The following is a 22,179-nucleotide window of genomic DNA, read 5'->3' on the forward strand; positions in this document are numbered from 1 at the left end:
TCAGTTGCCGAGGGTCAGACCGTTCGCCGGCAACGGCAAAGCGGTCTTGTAGCGCACCTGCTTGAGCGCAAAGCTTGACCGAATGTTGGCCACGCCCGGCACTTTGGTCAGGAAGTCCATCATGAAGCGCTCAAGGGACTGAATGGTCGGCACCAGCACCCGGATCAGATAGTCCGGGTCGCCGGCCATCAGGTAGCACTCCATGACCTCCGGCCGGTCGGAAATCGCTTCTTCGAAATGCTGCAACGCTTCCTCCACCTGCTTCTCCAGGCTCACGTGAATGAACACGTTCACGTGCAGCCCGAGCAGATCGGCATCGAGCAGGGTCACCTGCTCGCGGATCAGCCCCAGTTCTTCCATCGCCTTGACCCGGTTGAAGCACGGTGTCGGCGACAGATTGACCGAACGGGCCAGGTCGGCGTTGGTGATGCGCGCATTCTCCTGAAGGCTGTTGAGAATGCCGATGTCGGTACGGTCCAGTTTGCGCATGAGACAAAACCACCTGTTTTTTATGTTTATGCAGAATTTCTATCTGCAAATGATCTCCAGCGCAACGAAACAGAGAGAAATATTCTTCTTGCCCGGGCCTATGATTGTTGTAGGACAAGATTTCTTTTATCGAAGAATGACTGCCAGCTCACTACAAGAAATTCACAAGATCGAGCGTAGAAGCCATGACCCAAGCGTATGAACCGCTGCGTCTGCACGTCCCTGAACCTTCGGGCCGCCCAGGCTGCAAAACCGACTTCTCCTACCTGCATCTGACCGATGCCGGCACGGTGCGCAAACCTTCCATCGACGTTGAACCCGCCGACACTGCCGACCTGGCCCGTGGCCTGATCCGCGTGCTCGACGACCAGGGCAACGCCCTCGGCCCATGGGCCGAAAACGTGCCGGTCGAGATCCTGCGCAAAGGCATGCGCGCCATGCTCAAGACCCGGATCTACGACAACCGCATGGTGGTCGCCCAGCGTCAGAAAAAAATGTCGTTCTACATGCAGAGCCTCGGCGAAGAAGCCATCGGCAGTGCCCAGGCCCTGGCCTTGAACACCGACGACATGTGCTTCCCGACCTACCGCCAGCAAAGCATCCTGATGGCCCGCGACGTACCGCTGGTCGACCTGATCTGCCAGCTGCTGTCCAACGAGCGCGACCCGCTCAAGGGACGTCAGCTGCCGATCATGTACTCGGTCAAGGACGCCGGTTTCTTCACCATCTCCGGCAACCTCGCCACCCAGTTCATTCAGGGCGTGGGCTGGGGCATGGCCTCGGCGATCAAGGGCGACACCAAAATCGCCTCGGCCTGGATCGGCGACGGCGCCACCGCCGAATCGGACTTCCACACCGCCCTCACCTTCGCCCACGTCTACCGTGCGCCAGTGATCCTCAACGTGGTCAACAACCAGTGGGCGATCTCGACCTTCCAGGCCATTGCCGGTGGTGAAGCCACCACCTTCGCCGGACGCGGCGTCGGTTGCGGCATCGCTTCCCTGCGCGTCGACGGTAACGATTTCTACGCGGTCTACGCCGCTTCCGCCTGGGCTGCCGAACGTGCCCGCCGCGGCCTTGGCCCGACCATGATCGAATGGGTCACCTACCGTGCCGGCCCGCACTCGACTTCCGACGATCCGTCCAAATACCGTCCTGCCGACGACTGGAGCCACTTCCCGCTGGGCGACCCGATCGCCCGCCTGAAACAGCACCTGATCAAGGTCGGCCACTGGTCGGAAGACGAGCACGCCGCCGTCAGCGCCGAGCTCGAAGCCGAAGTGATCGCCGCACAGAAACAGGCCGAACAGTACGGCACCCTTGCCGGCGGCCAGATTCCAAGCGCCGCGACCATGTTCGAAGACGTCTACAAAGAGATGCCGGAGCACTTGAAGCGCCAGCGTCAGCAGTTGGGGATCTGACATGAACGACCACAACAACAATATTCAGTTGGAAACCGCCATGACCACGACCACCATGACCATGATCCAGGCCCTGCGCTCGGCCATGGATGTGATGCTTGAACGTGACGACAATGTGGTGGTGTTCGGCCAGGACGTCGGCTACTTCGGCGGTGTGTTCCGTTGCACCGAAGGCCTGCAGGCCAAGTACGGCACCTCGCGGGTGTTCGACGCACCGATCTCCGAGAGCGGCATCGTCGGGACCGCCGTGGGCATGGGCGCCTACGGTCTGCGTCCGGTGGTGGAAATCCAGTTCGCCGACTACGTCTACCCGGCCTACGACCAGATCATTTCCGAGGCGGCACGCCTGCGTTATCGCTCCGCCGGCGAATTCACCGCGCCGATGACCCTGCGCATGCCTTGCGGCGGCGGCATCTACGGTGGCCAGACCCACAGTCAGAGTATCGAAGCCCTGTTCACCCAGGTCTGCGGCCTGCGCACCGTCATGCCGTCCAACCCGTATGACGCCAAGGGCCTGCTGATCGCCTCCATCGAAAACGATGACCCGGTGATCTTCCTGGAGCCGAAACGCCTGTACAACGGCCCGTTCGACGGCCACCACGAACGCCCGGTAACGCCTTGGTCGAAACACCCGGCAGCACAGGTGCCTGACGGCTACTACACCGTGCCGCTGGACGTCGCCGCCATCGCCCGTCCGGGCAAGGACGTCACCGTGCTGACCTACGGCACCACCGTGTACGTCTCGCAAGTCGCCGCCGAAGAAAGCGGCGTGGACGCTGAAGTCATCGACCTGCGCAGCCTGTGGCCGCTGGACCTGGAAACCATCGTCAAATCCGTGAAGAAAACCGGCCGCTGCGTCGTGGTTCACGAAGCCACCCGCACCTGCGGTTTCGGCGCCGAACTGGTGTCGCTGGTGCAAGAGCATTGCTTCCACCACCTGGAAGCGCCGATCGAACGCGTCACCGGTTGGGACACCCCCTACCCGCACGCGCAGGAGTGGGCGTATTTCCCAGGGCCGTCCCGTGTGGGCGCGGCGCTGAAACGGGTCATGGAGGTCTGAATGGGCACGCACGTTATCAAGATGCCGGACATCGGCGAAGGCATCGCAGAAGTAGAACTGTCGCAATGGCACGTCAAGGTCGGCGATCTGGTCGTTGAAGATCAGGTGCTGGCGGATGTGATGACCGACAAGGCGATGGTCGACATTCCCTCGCCGGTGCACGGCAAGGTAATTGCCCTAGGCGGTCAGCCGGGCGAAGTGATGGCGGTCGGCAGTATTCTGATCAGCATCGAAGTGGAAGGCGCTGGCAATCTGAAAGAGTCCGACAAACCGGCGCCTGTTGCAGCGAAGGAAACACCTGTCGCACCGAAAGTTGAAGCGGTCGTTGAAAGCAAACCCGTCGCGCCACGTACGGCTCCGGTTTGCCAGGGCCCGATGGTTGCCCGTGAAGCCGATGAGCGTCCGCTCGCCTCGCCGGCCGTGCGCAAACATGCGCTGGATCTGGGCATTCAGTTGCGTCTGGTGCGCGGTTCCGGCCCGGCCGGTCGTGTGTTGCACGAAGACCTCGAGGCTTATCTGGCGCAAGGTCAGTCGAACGCTTCAGCGCCGGTCGCCGCCGCGTACGCCCAGCGTCACGATGAAGAACAGATTCAGGTTATCGGCATGCGCCGCAAGATTGCCCAGCGCATGCAGGACGCCACTCAGCGTGCTGCGCACTTCAGTTATGTCGAGGAAATCGACGTCACCGCGATTGAAGAACTGCGTGCACACCTGAATGAAAAACACGGCGCCAGCCGTGGCAAGCTGACCTTGCTGCCGTTCCTGGTGCGTGCACTGGTCGTCGCCCTGCGCGACTTCCCGCAGATGAACGCCCGTTACGACGACGAAGCCCAGGTCATCACCCGCCTCGGCGCGGTGCATGTCGGCGTCGCCACCCAAAGCGACGTCGGCCTGATGGTGCCGGTGGTGCGTCACGCCGAAGCACGCAGCCTGTGGGACAGCGCGGCGGAAATCTCCCGCCTCGCCACTGCCGCCCGCAATGGCAAGGCCAGCCGCGATGAGCTGTCCGGCTCGACCATCACCCTGACCAGCCTCGGCGCCCTGGGCGGCATCGTCAGCACTCCGGTGCTGAACTTGCCGGAAGTGGCCATCGTCGGCGTGAACAAAATCGTCGAACGCCCGATGGTCGTCAAAGGCCAGGTGGTGATCCGCAAGATGATGAACCTCTCCAGTTCCTTCGATCACCGCGTGGTCGATGGCATGGACGCGGCGCTCTTCATCCAGGCCATTCGTGGCCTGATCGAACAACCCGCGACCCTGTTTGTGGAGTGATGGCATGCAAACTCTGAACACCACGCTGCTGATTATCGGCGGCGGCCCTGGCGGTTATGTAACGGCCATTCGTGCCGGACAACTGGGCATTTCGACCATTCTGGTCGAGGGCGAATCGCTGGGCGGTACTTGCCTGAACATCGGCTGCATTCCGTCGAAAGCGCTGATTCATGTGGCCGAGCAGTTTCACCAGACTCGACATCACAATCAGCATTCGGCACTGGGCATCAGCGTCTCCGCGCCGACCCTCGACATCACTAAAAGCGTCGAATGGAAGGACGGCATCGTCGATCGCCTGACCACTGGCGTCGCCGCGCTGCTGAAGAAAAACAAGGTTCAGGTCATCAACGGCTGGGCCAAGGTCATCGACGGCAAAACCGTGGAAGTCGGCGACACCCGCATCCAGTGCGAACACCTGGTGCTCGCCACCGGTTCGAAAAGCGTCAACCTGCCGATCCTGCCGATTGGCGGGCCGATCATTTCGTCCACCGAAGCACTGGCGCCGAAGTCCGTGCCAAAACGCCTGATCGTGGTCGGCGGTGGTTACATCGGTCTGGAGCTGGGCATTGCCTATCGCAAGCTCGGCGCCGAGGTCAGTGTGGTCGAAGCGCAGGATCGCATCCTGCCGGCCTACGACGCGGAACTGACCCAACCGGTGCACGAAGCGCTGAAGCAACTGGGCGTGAAGCTGTACCTGAAGCACAGCGTGCTGGGTTTCGACGGCACGTTGCAGGTGCGTGATCCGAACGGCGACACCCTGAACCTGGAAACCGATCAGGTGCTGGTGGCGGTCGGTCGCCAACCCAACACCCAGGGCTGGAACCTTGAAGCGCTGAACCTGGACATGAACGGCTCGGCGATCAAGATCGACAGCCGCTGCCAGACCAGCATGCGCAACGTCTACGCCATCGGCGACCTGAGCGGCGAGCCGATGCTGGCCCACCGCGCCATGGCCCAGGGCGAGATGGTTGCCGAGCTGATCAGCGGCAAGACCCGCGAGTTCAACCCGACCGCCATCGCCGCCGTGTGCTTCACCGACCCGGAACTGGTCGTCGTCGGCAAGACCCCGGATGAAGCCAAGGCGGCGGGACTGGACTGCATCGTGTCGAACTTCCCGTTCGCGGCCAATGGCCGGGCGATGACCCTGGAATCGAAAACCGGCTTCGTGCGGGTGGTCGCCCGTCGGGACAATCATGTGATTGTCGGCTGGCAAGCGGTCGGTGTCGGAGTGTCGGAGCTGTCGACTGCGTTCGCGCAAAGCCTGGAAATGGGTGCGCGACTGGAAGACATCGGCGGCACCATCCATGCGCATCCGACCCTGGGTGAAGCGGTGCAGGAAGCAGCGTTGCGTGCCCTCGGGCATGCGTTGCACCTGTAACTCTCAGCCTCAGATCGTTCCCACGCTCCGCGTGGGAACGATCAAAAGAACCGACGCGGGGGAGTTTTTTCATAAGCAGGCTAATAAATCTGCTGCTCCCCCCATCGCCCGGGCTGCGAAACCGCTCAAGAATGAAGTATTGTTGTGCCCATCCAAAAAAACGTCAGAAGCCTTGAACCGTTTCGACGGTTGTTAAGTGATAGAGGGTGTCATGGGTAACGAAAGCATCAATTGGGACAAGCTGGGTTTTGACTACATCAAGACCGATAAACGCTATCTGTCGTACTTTCGCAACGGCGAGTGGGACAAAGGCACCCTGACCGAAGACAACGTGCTGCACATCAGCGAAGGCTCCACTGCCCTTCACTATGGCCAGCAATGCTTCGAAGGCCTGAAGGCCTATCGTTGCAAGGACGGCTCGATCAACCTGTTCCGTCCGGACCAGAACGCCGCGCGCATGCAGCGCAGCTGCGCCCGCCTGCTGATGCCGCATGTGTCCACCGAGCAATTCATCGAAGCGTGCAAGGAAGTGGTTCGCGCCAACGAGCGCTTCATCCCGCCTTACGGCACCGGCGGCGCGCTGTACCTGCGTCCGTTCGTGATCGGCGTGGGTGACAACATCGGCGTGCGTACCGCCCCTGAGTTCATCTTCTCGGTGTTCGCGATCCCGGTCGGCGCCTACTTCAAGGGCGGCCTGACCCCGCACAACTTCCAGATTTCCAGCTTCGACCGCGCCGCGCCACAAGGCACCGGTGCCGCCAAGGTCGGTGGCAACTACGCTGCCAGCCTGATGCCGGGCTCCCAGGCCAAGAAAGCGCACTTCGCTGACGCCATCTACCTGGATCCGCTGACCCACAAGAAGATCGAGGAAGTCGGTTCGGCCAACTTCTTCGGGATCACCCACGACAACAAGTTCGTGACCCCGAACTCGCCGTCGGTACTGCCGGGCATCACCCGTCTGTCCCTGATCGAACTGGCCAAGTCCCGTCTGGGCCTGGAAGTGGTCGAAGGCGACGTGTTCATCGACAAGCTGTCGGACTTCAAGGAAGCCGGCGCCTGCGGTACCGCTGCGGTGATCACCCCGATCGGCGGCATCAGCTACAACGATCACCTGCACGTGTTCCACAGCGAAACCGAAGTCGGCCCTGTGACCCAGAAGCTCTACAAAGAGCTGACCGGCGTACAGACCGGCGACGTCGAAGCGCCAGCCGGCTGGATCGTCAAGGTTTGATCTGACGGCCAGATGCACAAAAGCCCCCATCGAGAAATCGATGGGGGCTTTTTCATGGGGTCTGTTTTTGCAGCCACGTCAGAAACACTTGGGCCGAGGCAGAGGCCTGCGGCGCCACGCCGTAGTAATAACGGGGCAACGGCATCCGCAAATCAGGCAACGGGCAGACCAGTCGACCGCTCGACAGGTGCGTGCCCAGCAACGTGGTCGGGCACAACGCAACGCCCTCACCCGCCACGGCGGCCTCCATGACTCGATGCATGTAATCGAACTGACGAATCTCCTGGGTTGCACTCTGACTCTGACCGAAACGCAGCGCCCAGTGGTGCCAGTCTTCGCGTCGGGCCCTGACCGTCAGCAAAGTGTGCCGGCCCAGATCCGCAAGGTCCGCCAAGGGGATTCGCTCGATCAGCTCGGGCGCCGCCACCATCAGCAACTCATCTTCAAACAACGGGTGCGACTCGATGGTCGGTGCCCAGTCGTCGCGACCACGGCGGATGACGATGTCGAAGCTGTCTCGTGCCGGATCCGGAGAGCGGGTCTGGGTGATCACCTGCGGTTCGATGTCCGGATGTTCTGCCGTGAAGTCATCCAGCCGGGGCATCAGCCACAACTGGGCAAAGGACGGCCGGGTGTTGATGGTCACGGTCGGCCGTGCGGCCTGCTGCCGCAACTCGGCAGCCGCGTCGGCGATCTGCGCCAGACCGGCGCTGACCTGCTGATAAAAACGCTGGCCGGCAGGCGTCAGCAGCGATTGCCGGATGCGCCGCTCGAACAGCAACACACCCAGGTGTTCTTCCAGCAATTTGATGTGCCGGCTGACGGCACTGTGGCTCACGTGCAGCTCTTCGGCCGCCAACGTGAAACTCTGGTGACGGGCGGCAACCGCAAAGGCACGAACCGCATTGAGCGGCGGGAGTGATTTGTTCATGGGTCTAATTTAGTCACGTATGCGCTGCATTTAAAGCGTTTGTCACACGTCTGTCGCCACGCCAATCTGCCCGCACGCCCAAACACGCGCCCCGACGGAGCCAGACATGCACAGCTACGGACTCTTTGTAATCTTCGCCACCCTGACCATCTTGAGCCCCGGCCCGGGCGTGGTGCTGACCCTGTCCAGCGCCGTACGCCTGGGCTGGACCGGTGCGGTGCCGGGGATTCTGGGGATCGCCTCGGGAGCCTTCGTGGTTGCCGCCGTCAGTGCAACCAGTGTCGGCCTGATCCTCAGCGCCTCGGCGACGGCCTTTACCGTGCTGAAATTCGCCGGCGCCGCTTACCTGTTGTACCTGGGTTTCAAGAGCTGGCGTTCGGATCGTTTCCGCACCCTGCAACACGTCCGCCCCTCGCGCCCGAGCTACCGCTTTCTGGAAGCTGCGTCCCTGCAGTTTCTCAATCCCAAAGCCATCTTCTTTTTTCTGGCAGTGTTCCCGCAGTTCATCGACACCACACAGGTTTTCCTTCCGCAGTTCTTCAAACTGGTGGCTTCTTACGCCGTGCTGGTGATTCTGGTGCACGGCAGCTATGCCCTGCTCGCCAATGCCGCCAAAGGCTGGTTGTCGAGTCCGAAAGGTTCATGGCTGGCAGCGAAAGTCTCGGGCGTGACCTTTGCCGGTTTTGGTTTGTTGATGGCTTCGGCGACTCGCTGATCGGACGGCGGATGCTCCAACCGTTTCAACGCAATACGTTTGCCGCCGCGCCCGGCGATGCCGCCGGCCTGCCCGTTCTGCTGCTTGCCCGTTCGCGCCTGGGTAATCAATCCGGGGATCAATTCGCCTTCCGGCAAATTCTTCCAGAAACGCATGGGCAAGTGCCCCTGCATGACCTTCTCGTTCAACCGCGCCGGGTTGAAGATGTGACTGTAGTACGCAAGCCACAACTCGCCCTGCGGATCGTCAACGTTCTGCGCCAGTTGCTGCCATTCCAGCGGACACTGGCGCTGATGGATCAACTGTTCGCCATCGTAATAAACCCCATCACGCGGCGTAGCGATCAGCCAGCGATGGCGCCCCATTCGGCCGATGAAATGTTCGCTGGCGCTGTGCAGGATGTCGTGGGCCGGTTCGTGCCACGCGACGTATTGCGGGCCGGGCAGTTCTGATGGACGCTCGATGAAACGCACGAACGCATGCAAATGATGGGCTTCACGCTGCACCTGCTTGATCCGCCGCTGTAACTCGCTGCCCAGTTTGTCGCCGGCCATCATTGCCGTGCGATCGCCATGGCTGACGCGCCAGAGCACTTCATACAGCAGACTCCAGCGCTGATCGCCACGGTAGCGTGACGCTTGTTCCAGGGTGTCGAGCAACGCACGCGGAATCCGCGCCTGAAAAGGTCCCTGCCCTTCAGGCACCGACACGTCACTGGCAAACAGATCACTCACCCCTTCCGACGCCCAGCTCACCAGACTCGGATCGATTTCATGGCTGAGCAGCCAGCGGGCCTGTTGGCGCCAGGTGTCGAACAAGTCATCGCAATCGAGATTGATCATCCCCACAACCCCATCTGCTGCGGCATCGGTCGGTCGCGCAACTGCTGATAGAGCATCTGGCTGGTGACTTCTGCCTGCTGCGGGTGGTAATCGCTGGTGATGATGAATGGTTTGGCTTTGGCCAGTACGCAGCGCATGCGGGCCACATCTTCGTAACGGATGCGCCGCTGCCGACGCAGTTCCACCAGACGTTCGGTGGTGCGCAGGCCGATGCCGGGAATGCGTGAGATCAGCGCCGGCTCGGCGCGATTGAGGTCCAGCGGAAACACCTCGCGATTCTGCAGCGCCCAGGCCAGTTTCGGGTCGATATCCAGCGCCAGATTGCCCGGCCCCTGAAGCAATTCACCAGCGGTATAGCCATAACCGCGCAATAGAAAATCAGCCTGATACAAACGGTGCTCACGCATCAGAGGCGGTGCGGCCAGCGGCACGCTTTTCGGGCTGTCGGGAATCGGGCTGAATGCCGAGTAATAGACCCGGCGCAAACGGAAGTTGCCGTACAAGGCCTGGGCGCTGTGGAGGATGGTGCTGTCGTCGGTGTCATCGGCACCGACAATCATCTGCGTGCTCTGCCCGGCCGGGGCGAACTTCGGAGCACGGGGTTCGTTGAGCACGGTCTGCACGCCGGTGTAGATGGTGTTCATCGCCTGCTTGATCGAGCCGATCTGCTTCTCCGGCGCCAGCGTCTGCAAACTGGCATCGGTCGGCAATTCGATGTTGACGCTCAAGCGGTCGGCATAACGCCCGGCCTCTTCGATCAGCGCAGGATCCGCTTCGGGAATGGTCTTGAGATGGATGTAACCCCGGAACTCATGCTCCTCACGCAATAGCTTCGCAACTCGCACCAGTTGCTCCATGGTGTAGTCCGCCGAACGGATGATCCCGGAGCTGAGGAACAACCCGCTGACGCAATTGCGCCGGTAGAAATCCAGGGTCAGCGTAACCACTTCCTCTGGTGTGAAACGCGCCCGGGGCACGTCGCTGGAACGGCGGTTGACGCAGTACTGGCAGTCATAGAGGCAGAAATTGGTCAGCAGAACCTTGAGCAGCGACACGCAACGCCCGTCCGGCGTGTAGCTGTGGCAGATGCCCATGCCATCGGTGGAACCCAGCCCGCTCTTGCCCTCGGAGCTGCGCTTGGGCGCGCCGCTGCTGGCGCAGGAGGCGTCGTACTTGGCGGCGTCGGCGAGGATGCTGAGCTTGTCGATGAGTTGCATGGCACGGACCTTATACTGTTCGCATATACAGTATAGAGTCCGTCCGCGGGCCACAAGCCGTAAAACGACCCTTCGTCAGTCGGACTTATTACAGTCGGCTGTCAGCTGCGATGGTCGAGGATTTACGCACCGGGGCAGGCTGCATCGCTTCGGGCCATTTCACCCCGAATCGCGCCGTCATTTCCTTGCGCCCCGCCGCCGTCAAAGTCAGCGCCCGGCTGTCCAGATCCTGCGTCACCCACTTGCGCTTCAACGCCACCTGCAACAGCGCCGCTCCAAGTGATCCACCCAGATGCGGCCGGCGCATGCTCCAGTCCAGACATGGGCAGGCAAAGCGTCGGCGCAAGGTCGACAGATCCCTGACCTCGACTCCCAACCCTTCGAACAGCGCCTCTCCGCTCTCGCTCAAGCGGTACGCCTGCTCATCGGTTTCCACCAGCCAACCGCCCTCCAGCAACCGGTCATGCAGCAACACCGCCAGCGTCCCGGCCATGTGGTCGTAGCAAGTGCGGGCAAATTGCAGACGGTCCGGCGTATGCGGTTTGAAGGTCGGTGCAGGGTTCTGGCCGATCACCATCAGCGCTTCGAGTGCCTGAGCCACGCGCTTGTCGGCGAGGCTGTAATAACGGTGGCGGCCCTGCACGTGCAGACGCACCAGCGCCAGGTCCTTGAGTTTGGCCAGGTGCGCGCTGGCGGTGGAGGCGCTGACGTCGGCGAGGGTCGCCAGCTCCGTGGCGGTGCGGGCGTGGCCGTCCATCAGCGAGCACAGCATTTTGGTGCGCGCCGGTTCCGCGATGGCGACGGCCACTTGCGAGACGCCGATGTCTGAATGTTCTGCGTGCATATTTCGCTCCCGGACGAATCATCGCCCTCAAGGACTGGAGATAGTAGCAACACTTTCCCCACCGACAAGGTTGCGATCCATGGACCCGATCATCGCTGCGACTCACGCCGATCCCTACCCTTACTACGCCGAACTGCGCGCGGCGGGCGGGCTGACCTTTCATCACGGACTGAAACTGTGGGTGGCCAGCAGTGCCCGGGCGGTTTGCGCGGTTTTGGCGAATACGGATTGCCGGGTGCGTCCGGTGCAGGAGCCGGTGCCTAAAGCGATCGCTGATGGAATGGCAGGAAAAGTGTTTGGCCAGTTGATGCGCATGAATGATGGCGAAGCTCAGCGCTGTCCGCGTTCGGCCATTGAGCCGCCGCTGGGGCTTATCAATGACAAAGATGTCAAAGCGCTGGTCGCCGCACGGTTGATCACAAACGATGCCGACGGCCTATATAAGGCAATGTTTCGCGGCCCGGTATGCGTGGTCGCGGCTTTGCTCGGATTCACTCCGGCACAAGCGCGGACGATCAGTGAGCTCACCGCCGATTTTGCAGCGTGTCTTTCGCCACTGAGCAATGAACTGCAACTGGCGGCAGCCCATCGAGCGGCGGAGCAATTGCACGGTTACTTCATTGAATTACTGGCAGATCCGAACCCGTTTCTCGCCGACATTCAGCAACGCTTTTCAGGCGAAGAGGACGCACTGATCGCCAACCTCATCGGCCTTTGCTCGCAGACCTTTGAAGCCACCGCCGGCCTGATCGGCAATGCGCTGGTGGCGTTGCAGCGTCAGCCTGAATTACGCGACACCGCAGTGGATTGGCTGCTCGCCGAAGTGCAGCGGTTCGATCCTTCGGTGCAGAACACCCGACGTTTTGTCGCGAACACCTGCGAAATCGACGGCGTCCGACTTGAAGCAGGCGACGTGATTCTGGTGTTGCTCGCCTCGGCCAACCGCGACCCGGCTCTGAATGAAAACCCGGATCAGTTTTTGCCGGATCGCCCCAACCGCCGCAGCTTCACGTTCGGCAGCGGCCGGCATCAATGCCCGGGGCAAAGGTTGGCGCTGACCATTGCCAGCGCGACCGTCGGTGAAATCCTCGCCCATGACATCGACCTGAGCCGGTTCACCTGGCACTACCGCCCTTCGCTGAACGGCCGAATTCCGCTGTTCAGCGAAGTACGGGCTTAGGCGCTGCGCAACTCGATGGTCAGGTGCGACAACTCATGCACCGGTGCCAGCCGCTCGCGAATCGCCTCGGCCGTTACGCCCGCAGCCGCCACCACACTGACAATCGCCGCCCGCGCCTGCGGGCCGACCTGCCAGACGTGCAGGTCGCTGATGCGCACATCGTCAGAGGTTTCCAGCAGCTCGCGGATCTCCTCGGCCACCGGCTCATCGGTGGTGTCGAGGAGCACGGCGGCGCTGTCGCGCATCAGGTTCCAGGCCCATTTAGCGATGACGATGGAACCGACGATGCCCATCACCGGGTCCATCCACACCCAACCCAGATAACGACCGGCCAGCAGCGCGGCAATCGCCAGCACCGAGGTCAACGCATCGGCGAGTACGTGCACGTAAGCTGAACGCAGGTTGTTGTCGTGATGGTGGTGATGACCGTGATCGTGGCTATGGCCGTGGTCATGATGACCGTGATGGCCGGCCAGCAAAAAAGCGCTGAGCAGGTTGACGCCCAGGCCGACCACGGCGATCAAGGTGGCCTCGCCGAACGCCACGCTGGTGGGCTCGAACAGACGGAAAACCGATTCCCCGGCAATGCCCAGCGACACCAGCCCCAGCACCATGGCCGAGGCGAAACCCGCCAGATCGCCGACCTTGCCGGTGCCGAAACTGTAACGGCGGTTGTTGGCGTTGCGCCGGGCAAAACCATAGGCTGCCGCCGCGATGCCGAGGGCGCCGGCGTGGGTCGCCATGTGGAAACCGTCGGCCAGCAGCGCCATAGAACCGGTGAGGTAGCCGGCAGCAATTTCGCCGATCATCATCACGAACGTCAGTGCCACCACCCACAAGGTGCGACGGGCGTTGTCGTCATGGGACGAACCGAGGAACTGGTGGTCGTGGGAAAAGTCGTCAGAGCGAGTCGTCAGATTCATGGTGTCGGTGCTCACTTGGAATAACGGCGGATGGCTTGCAACAACTCTTCCACGCCCTGGGCGCGGGCTTCGTCGCTGAGGTCGGGATGGGCGACATGCTCGCGGGCGTGGGCCTCGATGAACTGCTCCATCAAGCCGTTGACCGCGCCGCGAATCGCCGCCATCAGGTGCAACGTCTTGGCACAATCGGCCTCGGACTCCAGTGCTCGTTCAACCGCCTGAACCTGCCCGGCAATGCGCCGGACCCGATTGAGCAACTCGCCTTTGTGTTCGTGCGTGTGCGACATACCTATACCCCCTACCCCTATATGGCGAGCATAGTCGCCGTTTACATCGGAAGGGGCAAGGCCTGCTTTCGACCGTCCGTCGCGGCTTGAGATTTTGATGTGAAAGTATGAGGCGGCGCGTCAGACAGCGCCGCCTCTAGAAGGCTTTTCAGATGCTGGGCCGTTGGGAGCTCTCGTCTGTCAGGCCCATTGCAGTGGCGGGGACGACGAGAAGCAGAGGTCTACGTCCAGTTGCGCTGCGGCCGACAGGTTGACCAGCGCATCCAGAGAGAACTTGTCGATTTTGCCGTTGAGTACGTCGTTGAGGCGTGGCTGAGTGATGCCAAGACGCTTGGCCGCCTCTTTCTGGGGAAGCTCCCAGGCACGAATCGTTTCGCACAGCGTGCGCATCAGTTTGGCCCGCAGGCGCATGTTGGCCGCTTCCTGCGGCGTGTCTTCCAGTGCATCCCAGACGCTTGCGAAACGCTGGGCAGAGTTTTGATGATCCGTCATGGTTCAACCTATTTCCTGGTATCTGGCCCGTGCCAGTTCTATGTCTCGCGTCTCGGTTCTGCGCGTGGTCTTTTGCAGGGCGTGCAGCACATAAATCGCGTCAGGCCGGTTGACCACATAAAACACTCGAAACGCCCCTGAATCCTCGGTGATTCTGATTTCATTGACGCCCCGCCCGACTGTTTTCATGGGGCGCCAGTCAAAGGGTTCGTCGCCCTGTTGCAACAGATCCAGTTGGAATCCTGCAGCTCTGCGAGCATCGAGGGGAAAAGCTCTCAGATCCTTGAGCGCACTCCCGACAAACACCACGTCCTTGTGTCTTGGCATTGGCTTCTCCTGTGTTGGAAAGAAAAGCGTAATAGCCCGGACGGAATCGTGTCGCGGCGGTGTGTTGCAAGGAATGGCAGCGATCACATACCAGCAGACTATATCGAAACCGATATAAATCAAGTTTGAATTGGCTTATCTGACATTTGGTATCACAAAGCAGAAATGCGCGAGCCGGCACACCTGACAAGCCGACACAGAACCCCTGTGGGAGCGAGCTTGCTCGCGATGGAGGACCGAAAAATGGCGCATCATTTTGCCCCCATCCGGGAGGCTACATTGCCTTGCGCCTTTGCCTACAACTACGCCAGAATCCGCCGGCTTGTGCGGTTTGGAACCTGCCCGTAACTTGATTCGCATCACTGAATGGTCAGTGAACGGGTTTAGTCGCTCGGCGTTTTATCCAAGCTCGCAAGCTGTTTTTCAGTCAGGCATTCCCACGCCTGAACTCAATGGCGGCTGTGCGTAGGGCGCTCTAGGGCGCGCCAGTAGTGCTTGGATACTGGTCGACTAACCTGCGTACAGCTGCCACCTATTGTTTAGTCGCAAGAACGTGTCAGCCTCTATTGGAGGTTTCCAAGCAAATGATCAAGCCAACGCCTAATCCTCCGGAAACAGACGTATCGTCCGAATCCGACCCAACCTCTCCCTACTCCACAACCGACTCAAAAAAACTCCACGAAGCCGCCGAGCGCGCCCTCGACCATTACCTGAAACCCACCGCACCGAAACAGCACTGCCCCGGCCGCATGTTCCTCATCGCCCCCCACATCGATCAACATGCCTTGCTGGCCCACGCCTGCGAATCGATGGCCTCGGCCAGCGTGATGCTCAGCGACTTCGCCGCGCTGCTGGACCCGCCCTACCGCAGTACCGTCCTGGGTATCGCCCAAGTGGTGATGTGCGGCGAACTCGCCGTGAACCGGGCGCTGGACACCCTCGATGCCACGACCTGAGGAACACACCATGGAAAGCAAATCCGATGCACACGTCGTCGCCGCCCTGATCTCCATCGGCCTCAACGAGAAAGACAGCCAATGGGCCGAAAAGGCCTGTCTGCTGCTGCTCGAAAGCGAAAGAAAATCCATCGTCACCGCCGCCCTCGAGGCCCTCGTCCAGCTCGCCCGCGATCACGGCAAACTGGACCGCAACCGAGTAATGCCGGTACTTAACAGCGTAAAACGCAGATTTCCGAGCTTGACCAGCACGGTTGCCGCAACGCTGGATGAGATGGCGATGGCTGCGTAACGCCTCAGGTAAAAAGGCAAGAAAAAACCCGCTGCTCCGTGATCGGAGGCAGCGGGTTCATTTTTTGCATTCACTGTGAAAAACGCGCTAATCAAAGCCAAGAAAACGGATAACAAAGGCAACATTCTGGGAGCCAAGAAGTGAGCTTGACCTATAAAGACCCGTCTATTAGCCATGATGAAGCAGTGAGACTTCTTCAAAGCCGCACAGACACAGACGTTATCCAGGCTCTGATTTCTATTGGCCTCAATGAAGAAGACAGGATTTGGGCCCAACAGACTTGCTTGAAGTATTTCGCCAGCAGTAATGAAGCCGTAGTCTCCTCCGCCATTACCGCTCTCGGCCACATCGCTCGCAGGTACGGCGAGCTGGACAAAGATGCCGTTCTTTCAGCGCTGGAAGAAGTAAAGAAAAGATTCCCCTCGCTGGAAGGCGTGATCGAAGACACGCTTGACGATATTGAGGCATTTACCTGACTCACCAAGCGTCGCATCCCGGACGTTGTGATCAGGGACTTCCCTCATCACAACGTCCTCGTCCCACGAGCTTCAATCCTCCCGCGTCAAAACCTCCAGCAACTCAATCTCGAACACCAGATTCGAATTCGGTGGAATCTTGCCCATCGTCCGCTCGCCATAACCCAGATGCGCCGGCACCAGCAGTTTGCGCTTGCCGCCGACCTGCATGCCCATGATCCCTTGATCCCAGCCCTTGATCACCCGGCCCGTGCCGATCACACACTGAAACGGCTTGCCCCGACTCCAGGACGAATCGAACTCGGTGCCGTCTTCCAGCCAACCGGTGTATTGGGTGGTGATCAATGCGCCTTTGACGGCGGCTTTTCCGTCGCCGGGCTGAAGATCGATTATCTGCAGTTCATCATTCATAACATTCACTCTATTGTTCCGCTGGCCGCCGTTTTCCCAGAAATGCCGGACATTGGCAACCGTTTGACCCAGCGTTGGCCGTGATGAATGATAGCGACCCGCCACCAACCCCGAATCGATACGCCATGTCAGCGATGCTTGAATGACTCAACTCTGGATCGGCTTTGCCCTTGTCGTTTTGCTGATGGTCGTGATCGCCGTGTTGATTCGTCGCGAGCGTGCCCTGCGTCGGCAACTTGCCGAATACCGTGAACTGCTCACCCGCGCTGCCGAAGGCCAGAATATTCATCACGATGGCGATGCCGAGCGCTTCAAGCGCAGTCAGTATTTTGCGCGGATCGGCACCTGGGATTGGGAAGTCGACACGGATCGACTGTATTGGTCCGACGCGATCTTCGGCATGTTCGGGTTCAAGATCGGTGAAGTGACGCCCTCCTACGCCTTGTTCTGCTCCTGCGTACACCCGGACGACCGCGCCAAGGTGCGCGCCGGGGAATTGCGCTGTCTGGAAACCGGTGAAAACCACGACGAGGAATACCGCGTGGTCTGGCCCGACGGGACGATTCGCTGGCTGCGGGAAACCGGCAACGTGGTGAAGAACGACCACGACGCGATGATCAAGATGATGGGCGTGGTGCGCGACATCACTGAAGAGAAAGCCTCGGCCAATTACCTCCAGCACCTGGCCCACTTCGATCCGCTGACCGGTTTGCCCAATCGACTGGTGCTGGAAGAACGTCTGTCAGAAGCGCTGGAACATGCCCGCGCCACCGAGACCCGGGTGGCGCTGGTGTTCATCGATCTCAACGGTTTCAAAAGCATCAACGACCGCTACGGCCATGCCGCCGGCGACCGCGTCCTGATCACCACCGCCACCCGGCTGAAACGCATCCTGCGGGTCAGCGACACCGTCGCCCGGATCGGCGGCGACGAATTCGTGGTCATCCTGCAAGGCCTCGCCCCCGGCCTGAACCTGCAGGACGAAGCCCGTAGCATCTGCCAGAAAATCTTCATCGAACTGTCCCCGCCCATCACCATCGGCAACGACCAACGCCACATCGGCACCAGCCTCGGCGTAGCGGTATTCCCTGACCATGCGCCGACCATGGACCGGCTGCTGCACATTGCGGATCTGGCAATGTATGAGGCCAAGCGCAGCGGGAATAATCAGTATCGATTGGGTGGCGGACAGACGCTGAGCCACAGCCGGGTCGACTGAACCTCAGCGTTCGAGTGTACCGAATACAACGCCATTGAATGTGTGAGTGCAGCACTGACAGTTGGGCGTCATGTCTTCGGCTTTCAGGGCGGGATTGACGATTTGCAGACGTTTCTGCTCATCGACATACAGACCATTGAAGAAACTCGACTCACCGAGTCGCACTATTTCTTCCCGGTCACTTTCAAGCTCAGCGACCATCCAGAACACCGGCTCCTGCCGATCCAGCCGCGACACCGCCTCACTGAAAATCTCGTCCCAATCACCGCCGACACGCGACAGCAAAAAGCGGAACAACGGCGTGTAATCGTAGCCATGGTGCTTGATGCCATGCATCGAGCCGCGCGTGGCCTCGCTGTGAATTTCAGCCTTGGTGTTTCGCTGATGCCGATAATGCCCGCCCGGGTTGTTGCGCCAGACATTATGGGCCGAGGTGTTTACTTTGCGGTAGAGGGGTTTCTTTTCCAACGAATTGCTCCTGACATCCAGTCACTCGAAACGCCCCTCGCGTTTTACCCGAACGGCGCTCAAATGCAATCAACCGTCCATGGCCAATTGTTGCTGGCGGCCTAACGCTCCACCGGCTTGATATCCACAATCGTCCCGTTGGTAATCATCACCATCACGTACTTGTCATTCATTTGCACCCACTGCGCCTGCGGATCGGGTTGCTTGAGGCCTTTCTGTTTCCAGTTCTTGATGGCTTTTTCGCTGCGCTGGTAGACGTCCGGGGCGCGGTCGTTGACCTTCAGTTCGCGGCCGTCGGTGGGCGAGCGTTCGACGGTGTCGGTCGAGGGTTGCGCCGCTTGAACGAGTGGGGTGATCCCGGCGATGCCGGCGACGAGGGCCAGGCTGGCGATCAGGGTCTTGTTGTTCATCGGTGAACCTCCTTCAGATGTGTGTTACCTGAACTCCGACTGCGGGGTTCGGGAATCATTCCTTGTTTTTTGTTGATGCGGGACTTGAGAGTGTAGTCGCGCCCCGGAGCACCATCCGGTGTTCCCCGCTGCATGGCAATTACAGCCAATGGCCACCAATTACGATAAGATCCCGCGCGCCCCCGCCGAGTGAACAAGGACATCACCGTGAAAATCTACCTCATCGTCAATCTGGTGCTGCTTGCGGTTCTGGGCCTCTACGCTGTCAGTCTTTTCAACAAGCTTGTGGCCCGGCGCAACGAGATCAAGAACGCGTTTGCCCAGGTCGAAGTGCAGCTCAAGCGCCGCTATGACCTGATCCCCAATCTGGTCAGCATCGCCAAGGGTTATCTGGCCCATGAGCGCGAAACCCTGGAAGCGGTGATCGCTGCGCGCAATGAAGCCGTGGCGGGACTTGAAGCTGCGCAGGCCAAACCGGGCAATGCCCAGCACATCGCGCAACTGGGGCTGGCGGACAGCGCACTCAGCAGCGCCGTGGGTCGATTGAACCTGACCCTGGAAGCCTATCCGGAACTCAAGGCCTCGCAGAACATGCAACAACTGAGCGAGGAGCTGAGCAGCACCGAAAACAAGGTGAGTTTCGCGCGCCAGGCGTTCAACGACGCGGTCATGGCCTACAACACCCTCAAGCAGAGTTTTCCCGCGGTGCTGCTGGCGGCCAGTTTTGGCCATCGCGATGACGCCGTACCGCTGAAGTTTGCGGATACGCTGGCAATCAAAACCGCACCCAAGGTTTCTTTCTGATTTCTGCTTTCCATGGATGGCCCGATGAATTTCTTTGAACGACAAACCCAGGCTCGCAACCAGACCCGACGGCTGGTTTATCTGATGACGCTGTCGATTGTCTCGCTGGTCATCCTGACCGCCCTGCCCTTCGTATTCAGTGGTTTTGAAGACTACTTGAGCGGCATTGGCACGCTGGCAGATGCCTTTCTGGCGATGGCCGTCATCGCGTCGTTCATCAGCAGCATCGTGGTGATTGGCGGCCTGCTGAAATACCGGCAACTGCGGGCGGGCGGCAAAGTCGTTGCGGAGAAACTGGGTGGCCGCCTGCTCAACGGCAATGCGCGTACCCTGGACGAGCAGCGCTTGATGAATGTGGTCGAAGAAATGGCGATTGCCTCCGGCACCCGCGTGCCGGCGGTGTATCTGTTGCCGGATGAAAGCATCAACGCCTTCGCGGCCGGACTTACACAGGAGGATGCAGCTATCGGTGTGACCCGTGGCGCGGTGAAGCTGCTGACTCGGGAAGAACTGCAAGGGGTGATTGCCCACGAATTCAGCCACATCTTCAACGGTGACATGCGCCTCAATACGCAACTGGTGGCGGTGGTGCACGGCCTGTTGGTGCTGGGGCTGGCGGGTACTTACATAATGGCCAGCCTGCTCAAGCGCGACAAACGCGACGTGCGGTTGATGCTGGTAGTTTTTGCGCTCGGTTTCGCACTGTGCGTGGCCGGATTTATCGGGCATCTGTATGGGAATTTGATCAAGGCAGCGGTCAGTCGCCAGCGTGAGTTCCTGGCCGATGCGAGTGCGGTGCAATACACGCGCAATCCGCAAAGCATTGTCGGTGCGCTGAAAAAAATCGGCGCCCATAAACAAGGCTCCGTCATCAACTCCCCCCGTGCCGCCGAGTTCAGTCATTTGTTTTTCAGCACGGGCGGATCAGGCTTGCTGAGCCGGATGTTTGCGTCACACCCTGATCTGAGCGTGCGCATTCGTCGGATCGATCCGCAATGGGATGGCAGTTTTACAACCGCCACTGCACCGGGTGTGCCAGCGAAGAAACAGGAAACGGCTACACCGCTTCAATAAAGAGGCTGCCGTTCGGTCTGGATTGATCCGCCCTGCGCATCAATCCATGCCAACTATGCAATTAACAGATCGATCCCCCTGCGCCACTATCCGCCCCAATAAAAACCGTGCGCCGCCTCCCCGTCGCGCACGTCATAAAAGCGGTGGAGTATTTTTCGATGACAGCCTCAATCCCACACGGCGGCTCGCGGGCCGGTGCCATTTTCCGGGTGACCTCGGGTAACTTCCTCGAACAGTTCGACTTCTTTCTGTTCGGCTTCTACGCCACGCAGATCGCGGCGGTGTTCTTTCCGGCGAGCAGTGAGTTCGCTTCCCTGATGATGACGTTCGCGGTGTTCGGCGCAGGCTTTTTGATGCGTCCGCTGGGGGCTATCGTGCTCGGCGCGTACATCGATGACGTCGGTCGTCGCAAGGGCTTGATCGTCACCCTGTCGATCATGGCCAGCGGCACGATATTGATCGTACTGGTGCCCGGATACGAAACCATTGGTCTGTTCGCACCGGCGCTGGTACTGGTCGGGCGCTTGCTGCAGGGCTTCTCCGCCGGTGCGGAACTGGGCGGTGTCTCGGTGTATCTGTCGGAGATCGCCACACCGGGCCGCAAGGGTTTCTTCACCGCCTGGCAGTCGGCCAGCCAACAGGTCGCGATCATCGTTGCCGCCGCGCTGGGCTTTGCCTTGAACCAGTGGATGGCGCCGGACGTGATTGCCGATTGGGGCTGGCGGATTCCGTTTTTCGTTGGCTGCATGATCGTGCCGTTCATCTTCCTTTTGCGCCGAAACCTGGCGGAAACCGAAGAGTTTGCCACCCGCAAACATCGCCCGAGCATGAAAGAAGTGTTCCGCACCCTCGGCCAGAACTGGGTCGTGGTCATCGGCGGGATGTTGATGGTTGCCCTGACCACTACCGCGTTCTACCTGATCACCGTGTACGCGCCGACCTTCGGTAAAACCGTGCTGCACCTGAGCACCTCGGATGCGTTGCTGGTGACGCTGCTGGTGGGCGTTTCGAACTTCTTCTGGCTGCCGATTGGCGGCGCGTTGTCGGACCGCATCGGCCGGCGTCCGGTACTGATTGCCATGTCGTTGCTGGCCCTGGCGACCACCTATCCGGCGCTGTCGTATCTGGTGCAGGCGCCGAGCTTCAGCCACATGTTGCTGTCGCTGCTGTGGCTGTCGTTCATCTACGGCATGTACAACGGCGCGATGATTCCGGCGCTGACCGAGATCATGCCGGTTGAGGTTCGTGTGGCCGGTTTCTCGTTGGCCTACAGCCTTGCCACCGCCATTTTCGGCGGCTTCACCCCGGCGATGTCGACTTTCCTGATCCAGTACACCGGCGACAAGGCCGCACCGGGTTACTGGATGAGTGTCGGCGCGCTGTGTGCGTTGTGCGCGACGCTGTATCTGTATCGCCGTGCAGGCGGTCGTCTGCAACCTGTCGTTGCCTGAGGAGAGCAC

At 60.4% G+C, this 22,179-nt stretch carries 25 protein-coding genes and 1 pseudogene; 14 read left to right on the forward strand and 12 right to left on the reverse strand.

The window, feature by feature from the left end; translation table 11 throughout:
* Positions 1 to 489 carry a Bkd operon transcriptional regulator BkdR gene (gene bkdR, locus CAG02_RS24735; protein ID WP_007915088.1) on the reverse strand — a complete coding sequence of 163 codons (489 nt, stop codon included), beginning with the start codon at positions 487 to 489 and terminating at the stop codon, positions 1 to 3.
* 185 nt (positions 490 to 674) lie between these two features.
* On the opposite strand from bkdR, the gene CAG02_RS24740 reads away from it, so the two are divergent.
* The 5 genes from CAG02_RS24740 (at position 675) to CAG02_RS24760 (ending at position 6,851) form a co-directional block, all read left to right on the forward strand.
* Positions 675 to 1,910 carry a 3-methyl-2-oxobutanoate dehydrogenase (2-methylpropanoyl-transferring) subunit alpha gene (locus tag CAG02_RS24740; protein ID WP_085711527.1) on the forward strand — a complete coding sequence of 412 codons (1,236 nt, stop codon included), beginning with the start codon at positions 675 to 677 and terminating at the stop codon, positions 1,908 to 1,910.
* A gap of 1 nt (position 1,911) precedes the next feature.
* The gene (locus tag CAG02_RS24745; RefSeq protein WP_085711528.1) at positions 1,912 to 2,970 is read left to right on the forward strand and encodes an alpha-ketoacid dehydrogenase subunit beta; all 1,059 of its coding nucleotides are present in this window, start codon (positions 1,912 to 1,914) and stop codon (positions 2,968 to 2,970) included.
* Positions 2,971 to 4,242, forward strand: coding sequence for a dihydrolipoamide acetyltransferase family protein (locus CAG02_RS24750; protein ID WP_085711529.1), 1,272 nt, complete (start codon positions 2,971 to 2,973; stop codon positions 4,240 to 4,242).
* A gap of 4 nt (positions 4,243 to 4,246) precedes the next feature.
* The gene (lpdA, locus tag CAG02_RS24755; RefSeq protein WP_085711530.1) at positions 4,247 to 5,620 is read left to right on the forward strand and encodes a dihydrolipoyl dehydrogenase; all 1,374 of its coding nucleotides are present in this window, start codon (positions 4,247 to 4,249) and stop codon (positions 5,618 to 5,620) included.
* Positions 5,621 to 5,831: 211 nt separating this feature from the next.
* A complete protein-coding gene (locus CAG02_RS24760; RefSeq protein WP_085711531.1) occupies positions 5,832 to 6,851 on the forward strand; it encodes a branched-chain amino acid aminotransferase in 1,020 nt (339 codons plus the stop codon).
* A 52-nt stretch (positions 6,852 to 6,903) separates the two neighbouring features.
* Here CAG02_RS24760 and CAG02_RS24765 read toward each other — a convergent pair whose 3' ends face one another.
* Complete coding sequence (locus CAG02_RS24765; protein WP_085711532.1) at positions 6,904 to 7,782, reverse strand: LysR substrate-binding domain-containing protein; 879 nt, start codon at positions 7,780 to 7,782, stop codon at positions 6,904 to 6,906.
* A gap of 106 nt (positions 7,783 to 7,888) precedes the next feature.
* Between CAG02_RS24765 and CAG02_RS24770 the strand changes: the two genes are divergently transcribed.
* Entirely contained in the window at positions 7,889 to 8,497 is a 609-nt protein-coding gene (locus CAG02_RS24770) for a LysE family translocator (protein ID WP_085711533.1), read from the forward strand.
* A 23-nt stretch (positions 8,498 to 8,520) separates the two neighbouring features.
* Here CAG02_RS24770 and CAG02_RS24775 read toward each other — a convergent pair.
* The 3 genes and pseudogenes from CAG02_RS24775 to CAG02_RS24785 all read right to left on the reverse strand — a co-directional run.
* Positions 8,521 to 9,339: pseudogene (locus CAG02_RS24775) on the reverse strand (TIGR03915 family putative DNA repair protein); the annotation flags it as partial.
* Complete coding sequence (locus CAG02_RS24780) at positions 9,336 to 10,556, reverse strand: putative DNA modification/repair radical SAM protein (RefSeq protein WP_085711534.1); 1,221 nt, start codon at positions 10,554 to 10,556, stop codon at positions 9,336 to 9,338. The pseudogene CAG02_RS24775 and the gene CAG02_RS24780, both read right to left, overlap by 4 nt.
* A gap of 88 nt (positions 10,557 to 10,644) precedes the next feature.
* Positions 10,645 to 11,400 (reverse strand): helix-turn-helix transcriptional regulator, encoded by a 756-nt coding sequence (locus CAG02_RS24785; RefSeq protein WP_085711535.1) that lies wholly within the window; start codon positions 11,398 to 11,400, stop codon positions 10,645 to 10,647.
* A gap of 79 nt (positions 11,401 to 11,479) precedes the next feature.
* On the opposite strand from CAG02_RS24785, the gene CAG02_RS24790 reads away from it, so the two are divergent.
* Positions 11,480 to 12,580 (forward strand): cytochrome P450, encoded by a 1,101-nt coding sequence (locus tag CAG02_RS24790; RefSeq protein ID WP_085711536.1) that lies wholly within the window; start codon positions 11,480 to 11,482, stop codon positions 12,578 to 12,580.
* On the opposite strand, the gene dmeF is transcribed toward CAG02_RS24790, so the two are convergent.
* The 4 genes from dmeF to CAG02_RS24810 all read right to left on the reverse strand — a co-directional run bounded on the left by dmeF (position 12,577) and on the right by CAG02_RS24810 (position 14,609).
* Entirely contained in the window at positions 12,577 to 13,503 is a 927-nt protein-coding gene (gene dmeF / locus CAG02_RS24795; RefSeq protein WP_085711615.1) for a CDF family Co(II)/Ni(II) efflux transporter DmeF, read from the reverse strand. The two genes, CAG02_RS24790 and dmeF, sit on opposite strands and share 4 nt — an antisense overlap.
* 11 nt (positions 13,504 to 13,514) lie before the next feature.
* Complete coding sequence (locus tag CAG02_RS24800; RefSeq protein ID WP_065258432.1) at positions 13,515 to 13,790, reverse strand: metal/formaldehyde-sensitive transcriptional repressor; 276 nt, start codon at positions 13,788 to 13,790, stop codon at positions 13,515 to 13,517.
* Between the two features lie 180 nt (positions 13,791 to 13,970).
* Entirely contained in the window at positions 13,971 to 14,282 is a 312-nt protein-coding gene (locus CAG02_RS24805) for a helix-turn-helix domain-containing protein (protein ID WP_085711537.1), read from the reverse strand.
* A gap of 3 nt (positions 14,283 to 14,285) precedes the next feature.
* Positions 14,286 to 14,609: a type II toxin-antitoxin system RelE/ParE family toxin gene (locus CAG02_RS24810; RefSeq protein ID WP_085711538.1), complete on the reverse strand. Its 324-nt coding sequence runs from the start codon at positions 14,607 to 14,609 to the stop codon at positions 14,286 to 14,288.
* Positions 14,610 to 15,193: 584 nt separating this feature from the next.
* Between CAG02_RS24810 and CAG02_RS24815 the strand changes: the two genes are divergently transcribed.
* From CAG02_RS24815 to CAG02_RS24825, 3 genes are all read left to right on the forward strand, one after another.
* A complete protein-coding gene (locus CAG02_RS24815) occupies positions 15,194 to 15,565 on the forward strand; it encodes a DUF6124 family protein (protein WP_085711539.1) in 372 nt (123 codons plus the stop codon).
* Positions 15,566 to 15,575: 10 nt separating this feature from the next.
* The gene (locus CAG02_RS24820; RefSeq protein ID WP_085711540.1) at positions 15,576 to 15,857 is read left to right on the forward strand and encodes a hypothetical protein; all 282 of its coding nucleotides are present in this window, start codon (positions 15,576 to 15,578) and stop codon (positions 15,855 to 15,857) included.
* A gap of 140 nt (positions 15,858 to 15,997) precedes the next feature.
* Positions 15,998 to 16,333 (forward strand): hypothetical protein, encoded by a 336-nt coding sequence (locus CAG02_RS24825; protein WP_085711541.1) that lies wholly within the window; start codon positions 15,998 to 16,000, stop codon positions 16,331 to 16,333.
* A 72-nt stretch (positions 16,334 to 16,405) separates the two neighbouring features.
* Here CAG02_RS24825 and CAG02_RS24830 read toward each other — a convergent pair whose 3' ends face one another.
* Complete coding sequence (locus tag CAG02_RS24830) at positions 16,406 to 16,744, reverse strand: FKBP-type peptidyl-prolyl cis-trans isomerase (protein ID WP_007952931.1); 339 nt, start codon at positions 16,742 to 16,744, stop codon at positions 16,406 to 16,408.
* Positions 16,745 to 16,886: 142 nt separating this feature from the next.
* Here CAG02_RS24830 and CAG02_RS24835 point away from each other — a divergent pair, with 142 nt between their 5' ends.
* Complete coding sequence (locus CAG02_RS24835) at positions 16,887 to 17,963, forward strand: sensor domain-containing diguanylate cyclase (protein ID WP_085711542.1); 1,077 nt, start codon at positions 16,887 to 16,889, stop codon at positions 17,961 to 17,963.
* 3 nt (positions 17,964 to 17,966) lie between these two features.
* Here CAG02_RS24835 and CAG02_RS24840 read toward each other — a convergent pair whose 3' ends face one another.
* Both CAG02_RS24840 and CAG02_RS24845 read right to left on the reverse strand, forming a co-directional pair.
* Complete coding sequence (locus tag CAG02_RS24840) at positions 17,967 to 18,431, reverse strand: hypothetical protein (RefSeq protein ID WP_085711543.1); 465 nt, start codon at positions 18,429 to 18,431, stop codon at positions 17,967 to 17,969.
* A 101-nt stretch (positions 18,432 to 18,532) separates the two neighbouring features.
* Positions 18,533 to 18,841 carry an RcnB family protein gene (locus tag CAG02_RS24845; protein ID WP_085711544.1) on the reverse strand — a complete coding sequence of 103 codons (309 nt, stop codon included), beginning with the start codon at positions 18,839 to 18,841 and terminating at the stop codon, positions 18,533 to 18,535.
* A 207-nt stretch (positions 18,842 to 19,048) separates the two neighbouring features.
* Between CAG02_RS24845 and CAG02_RS24850 the strand changes: the two genes are divergently transcribed.
* The 3 genes from CAG02_RS24850 (at position 19,049) to CAG02_RS24860 (ending at position 22,170) form a co-directional block, all read left to right on the forward strand.
* Positions 19,049 to 19,645, forward strand: coding sequence for a LemA family protein (locus CAG02_RS24850; protein WP_085711616.1), 597 nt, complete (start codon positions 19,049 to 19,051; stop codon positions 19,643 to 19,645).
* 24 nt (positions 19,646 to 19,669) lie between these two features.
* Positions 19,670 to 20,719, forward strand: a complete 1,050-nt coding sequence (locus tag CAG02_RS24855; protein ID WP_085711545.1) for a M48 family metallopeptidase — start codon at positions 19,670 to 19,672, stop codon at positions 20,717 to 20,719.
* 158 nt (positions 20,720 to 20,877) lie between these two features.
* Positions 20,878 to 22,170 (forward strand): MFS transporter, encoded by a 1,293-nt coding sequence (locus tag CAG02_RS24860; protein WP_085711546.1) that lies wholly within the window; start codon positions 20,878 to 20,880, stop codon positions 22,168 to 22,170.
* Positions 22,171 to 22,179 lie beyond the last annotated feature (9 nt).

The sequence above is a fragment of the Pseudomonas sp. R43(2017) genome, assembly GCF_002112345.1.
GTDB lineage: Bacteria > Pseudomonadota > Gammaproteobacteria > Pseudomonadales > Pseudomonadaceae > Aquipseudomonas > Aquipseudomonas kribbensis.

Bases quoted from the DNA above. Each gene is read 5' to 3' on its own strand.
- bkdR (WP_007915088.1), bottom strand. From the start codon at position 489: ATGCGCAAACTGGACCGTACCGACATCGGCATTCTCAACAGCCTTCAG.
- CAG02_RS24740 (WP_085711527.1), top strand. From the start codon at position 675: ATGACCCAAGCGTATGAACCGCTGCGTCTGCACGTCCCTGAACCTTCG.
- CAG02_RS24745 (WP_085711528.1), top strand. From the start codon at position 1,912: ATGAACGACCACAACAACAATATTCAGTTGGAAACCGCCATGACCACG.
- CAG02_RS24750 (WP_085711529.1), top strand. From the start codon at position 2,971: ATGGGCACGCACGTTATCAAGATGCCGGACATCGGCGAAGGCATCGCA.
- lpdA (WP_085711530.1), top strand. From the start codon at position 4,247: ATGCAAACTCTGAACACCACGCTGCTGATTATCGGCGGCGGCCCTGGC.
- CAG02_RS24760 (WP_085711531.1), top strand. From the start codon at position 5,832: ATGGGTAACGAAAGCATCAATTGGGACAAGCTGGGTTTTGACTACATC.
- CAG02_RS24765 (WP_085711532.1), bottom strand. From the start codon at position 7,782: ATGAACAAATCACTCCCGCCGCTCAATGCGGTTCGTGCCTTTGCGGTT.
- CAG02_RS24770 (WP_085711533.1), top strand. From the start codon at position 7,889: ATGCACAGCTACGGACTCTTTGTAATCTTCGCCACCCTGACCATCTTG.
- CAG02_RS24780 (WP_085711534.1), bottom strand. From the start codon at position 10,556: ATGCAACTCATCGACAAGCTCAGCATCCTCGCCGACGCCGCCAAGTAC.
- CAG02_RS24785 (WP_085711535.1), bottom strand. From the start codon at position 11,400: ATGCACGCAGAACATTCAGACATCGGCGTCTCGCAAGTGGCCGTCGCC.
- CAG02_RS24790 (WP_085711536.1), top strand. From the start codon at position 11,480: ATGGACCCGATCATCGCTGCGACTCACGCCGATCCCTACCCTTACTAC.
- dmeF (WP_085711615.1), bottom strand. From the start codon at position 13,503: ATGAATCTGACGACTCGCTCTGACGACTTTTCCCACGACCACCAGTTC.
- CAG02_RS24800 (WP_065258432.1), bottom strand. From the start codon at position 13,790: ATGTCGCACACGCACGAACACAAAGGCGAGTTGCTCAATCGGGTCCGG.
- CAG02_RS24805 (WP_085711537.1), bottom strand. From the start codon at position 14,282: ATGACGGATCATCAAAACTCTGCCCAGCGTTTCGCAAGCGTCTGGGAT.
- CAG02_RS24810 (WP_085711538.1), bottom strand. From the start codon at position 14,609: ATGCCAAGACACAAGGACGTGGTGTTTGTCGGGAGTGCGCTCAAGGAT.
- CAG02_RS24815 (WP_085711539.1), top strand. From the start codon at position 15,194: ATGATCAAGCCAACGCCTAATCCTCCGGAAACAGACGTATCGTCCGAA.
- CAG02_RS24820 (WP_085711540.1), top strand. From the start codon at position 15,576: ATGGAAAGCAAATCCGATGCACACGTCGTCGCCGCCCTGATCTCCATC.
- CAG02_RS24830 (WP_007952931.1), bottom strand. From the start codon at position 16,744: ATGAATGATGAACTGCAGATAATCGATCTTCAGCCCGGCGACGGAAAA.
- CAG02_RS24835 (WP_085711542.1), top strand. From the start codon at position 16,887: ATGACTCAACTCTGGATCGGCTTTGCCCTTGTCGTTTTGCTGATGGTC.
- CAG02_RS24845 (WP_085711544.1), bottom strand. From the start codon at position 18,841: ATGAACAACAAGACCCTGATCGCCAGCCTGGCCCTCGTCGCCGGCATC.
- CAG02_RS24855 (WP_085711545.1), top strand. From the start codon at position 19,670: ATGAATTTCTTTGAACGACAAACCCAGGCTCGCAACCAGACCCGACGG.
- CAG02_RS24860 (WP_085711546.1), top strand. From the start codon at position 20,878: ATGACAGCCTCAATCCCACACGGCGGCTCGCGGGCCGGTGCCATTTTC.